This is a genomic window from Flavobacterium sp. Sd200 (assembly GCF_009826935.1).
Classification (GTDB): Bacteria; Bacteroidota; Bacteroidia; order Flavobacteriales; family Flavobacteriaceae; genus Flavobacterium.
In genome coordinates this window covers 1-4,045 of the sequence record NZ_WUMN01000018.1, presented here as the reverse complement: position 1 = coordinate 4,045, position 4,045 = coordinate 1, and the positions used below count along the sequence as shown (strand labels likewise).

2 protein-coding genes are annotated in these 4,045 nt (G+C 38.9%); both read left to right on the top strand.

From position 1 onward, the window contains the following. Window positions 1-435: T9SS sorting signal type C domain-containing protein (locus tag GR160_RS19135; RefSeq protein WP_160751505.1), on the top strand; the 435-nt coding region annotated here is incomplete at its 5' end. 281 nt (window positions 436-716) lie between these two features. Then, window positions 717-4,045, top strand: a 3,329-nt coding sequence (locus GR160_RS19130; protein ID WP_160751504.1) for a fibronectin type III domain-containing protein, incomplete at its 3' end; no start/stop codon positions are given.

The following is a 4,045-nucleotide window of genomic DNA, read 5'->3' as shown; positions in this document are numbered from 1 at the left end:
GCAGGCCAGTACAGCATTGCTATAGACCGCAAAGACGGCCTGTTTGACGAAGGCCAGGAGATCTACCTAAAAGACAACCTTTTGGGTACGGTAACCAGCCTTGAAGAGGCTTACATCTTTACCAGCGAGGCCGGTACGTTTAACGGCAGGTTTGAGGTGGTGTATGCAGCCAGCCCATCATTGGGAGATGACGACCATAGCTTAAATGCCAACAATGTTATGGTATTTAAACAGGGCAATGGCATAGCCATCAACACAGGTTCAGCTGCAATGAACAGCGTAACGATCTACGACATACGTGGCCGTCAGCTATATACCAAATCAGGCATCAATGCAACAGAGACAGTTGTAAGTGGCCTACAGGTAGAACAGCAGGTTCTTATTGTAGAGGTTGACACTGTAAAAGGAAAAGTCAGCAAACGCATAATTTTCTAATCCCCCGGTTGCTTTAAACAAGCATCCAAAACTTAAATCCCCACGCGCTGCGTGGGGATTTTGTTTTTTTTATGTCCCCAAAAAGCAAATAGGTGTTTTTTTTCTGTCACCATAAAAAAAGAGTTAAAAGACAAAATTAATTAGCGGATAATCGTATAAATAAAGATAATTTCATAAATCAATATTTAACTATTTTTATTAAATCTAAATAAATTAAATTTGCTTCATAATTTATCTCAAGTTGCTTCCAAGAGAAAAATAACAACCAAATACACACTAAAATGAATGAAATTAACTCAAAGAGTAGATCAGGATTTAGTATCAAACCCTGGTTTACTTACTTATTAATATTATTAGGCACGTGTAGTTTTGCTCAGATACAAAACTATAATTTCAGCCAGACAACAAGTACTTATCAAGTGCTTGCCGATCCAACTATAATTGCCACCCCTACTGCCCTAACCGGAACTAATTCGATAGATGATAATGTTTACACATTACCTGCAAACACAATTCCTTTTAATTTTTCAATAAATGGCAATAGTTACACATCGTTAAATATTTACGCTAACGGATTTGTAACTTTTGGCAGTGTAGCGACCAACAATTCATATCCTATTTCATCTTCCACCACATATAATGCAGTAGTATCGGCCATGGCAGCAGATCTACATGCTCTTTACAATGTCAATGGATTGACAGGTGATATTAGTTATAAAGTTTTGGGTACGGCTCCAAACAGGGAATTCGTAGTCCAATGGAAACATTTTAGACCTTATTTAAATTCGACATTAGCAACAACTTATTGGGACTGGAATTTTCAGATCAGGCTGAAAGAAGATAATACCATATCTATAATATATGACATCCAAAATACAGGTACTCCATCTTCAAGTACTGTCGAAGTAGGCTTAAGAGGATCTTCATCCAGTGATTACAACAATCGCTTAGGCAATGGCGTTGCAAACAGCAACTGGACAACAAGTAGTGCAGGCACTTCAAGCAGCAGTAAGATAACCACCAATACAACTACTGTGCCTGCTTCCGGATTAACATACAACTGGACACCTCCTTCCCCATGTACAGTACCTACGGCACAACCATCAAATTTAGTTTTAACCAATAATGGGATAATTATAAACGGCAGTTTTACAGCTGCTTCACCTGCTGCAGACAGATATTTAATTTTACGTACTCCCGCAGGTGTTACACCTGTCACTCCATCAAACGGTGTTACTTATACTACAGGAAACAACACTTCACTAAATGCCTATGTAAGTTATTATGGAGCCAACACTGCATTTGAAAATAATTATAATCATGGAATAAGGGGTAATAATCAATATACTTTTACAATATATGCCGTCAACTCATCATGTAGCGGAGGGCCAATCTATCTTACAAGCAATCCGCTAACAGCAAGCATTATAAATTGTCCGGCTACAGTAAATGGAATTACTACGGCAAATATTACCACAAGTTCTTTTACACTTAACTGGCCAGCACCGGAAAATGGCACAGTAAGACCCTTACAAACAGTAATTGAAGTAGCTACAAATAATACGTTTCAAAATCAGATACCAGGCTCTCCATTTACCGTACCGGCATCTCAACTATCACTTACTCTTAATAATCTGACATCAAATACTCAATATTTTTTTAGGGCAAAAAGTGTTAGCAATGATTGTGAAAGTTCGTATTCATCAACCGGAAATATTTTTACATCATGTACTGCTGTAAGTGATTTTTATGAAAACTTTGACGGTGTAACAAGTACAGCTTTACCAAATTGTTGGACTAAAATAATAACCTCTGCCACAAGCAGCACCCCTACAATTAATGTTACTACTACCGATGCCAGCTCATTACCCAATAATGTGAGTTTTTATGGAAACGGTGCTGATACGGATTTAGCCACTACAAAAATAATATTGGTTAGCCCGGAACTGACCAATCTTTCTTCCGGTACTTACAGGCTACGTTTTAAAGCACGTAAAACCTCTACCATCACGTCGCCAAGTTCTACGTCGGTTCAGATTGTTGCTTTGGATTCTAACACCGCTAATGCAAATATAGAGGTGATAGCAACATTTCGTGAACTTACCGTAGCTTATGCAGAATACAATGCTTATTTTGATAGTTATACTGGAAATGGCCGATACATTGGAGTAAGAAGAATTGGAGGACCAACTTATTCTTACCTATATGTAGATGATTTAATTTGGGAGCCAATACCGACCTGCCCAGACCTTGTATCTTTAACAGCTACAAATATAACTCCCGATTCTGCAACTATTAGTCTTACTAACCCATCAAATGTAAGCCCTGAAAATGGTTATGAATATCTTGTAAGTACTACAAATACAGTACCCTCAACATCTGATGTTTTGGCAAATACTGATAGTAATGTAATTACTTTAAACACTTTGCAAAGTGGTGTAACCTATTATTTTTGGGCAAGAAGAGTATGCTCAACAGAGGAAAAAAGTCCATGGAAATCTGTAAGTTTTACTACTGTTCTAACAAAACCAATACCGTGGACAGAACCTTTTGCTACAAATGCCACTCCTGCAGGATGGACTACCAGTGGCTGGTCGTTAGCTGCTGGAAGAGGAGCCGTTGGTAATACAGGAAATAACATTAATAAAAATCTATATGGCTCTGCTTTAACGGGCAACTTTACAACTGTACCTATTGGGCCTTTAAATGCAAATAACTTCGAATTAAGTTTTGATTACAAACAATCTAACTATAATTCTCCTTATGCTCCTTTAACCGAATGGGGGAATTTTACAGTCGAAGTATCTACAGATTTTGGAACAACCTGGAATACTCTTGCAACCGTAACCAACGAAGCTGGAACAGGCAATTACATTCATAAAACTTATTCGTTAGCAGCCTACATTAATCGATATGTAAAGATAAGGATTACAGGAAACAGGACTGCCGGTGATTATGATCTTTCATTTGATAATTTTGAAATTAAACAGGGCGAACCAATTGCATGCTATACCTGGACAGGTGCTACAAGTACAGCCTGGGCTACACCGGGTAACTGGTGTGGTGGTTTAGTGCCAACAGCTACAAGCAATGTAACTATTGCCAATGTTACCAATGCCCCTGTAATTGCAACGGGTACAACGGCATTTGCAAACAACCTTACGGTTAATATAGGTGCTACTTTAACGGTAAACACGGGTGCTACCCTTAGTGTAGAAAATACTGTAACTAATAATGGTGTTTTAGCTGTATTGAACAACGCTGCTCTTTTACAAAGCACAGCAGCTACTACGAATAGCAATACAGGTAACGTTACCGTTATTAAAAACAGTAATGCATTGTTCAGGTTAGACTACACCTTGTGGTCTTCTCCTGTAAGCGGCACACAAACCCTTGGAGAGTTCTCACCACAAACCACGGTAGGCCGTTTCTATGAGTATGGTATTGATGCAGGAGTGGAGCAATATCTGATCGTTCCTCCAACCACTACCTTTACAGCGGCTAAGGGCTACCTTATCCGTATGCCAAACGGCAACCTTTCGGTTCCGGGTTATAATGCAGGCAGCACCTCATACAGCTACATAGGAAGCTTTGTGGGTACACCGAACAA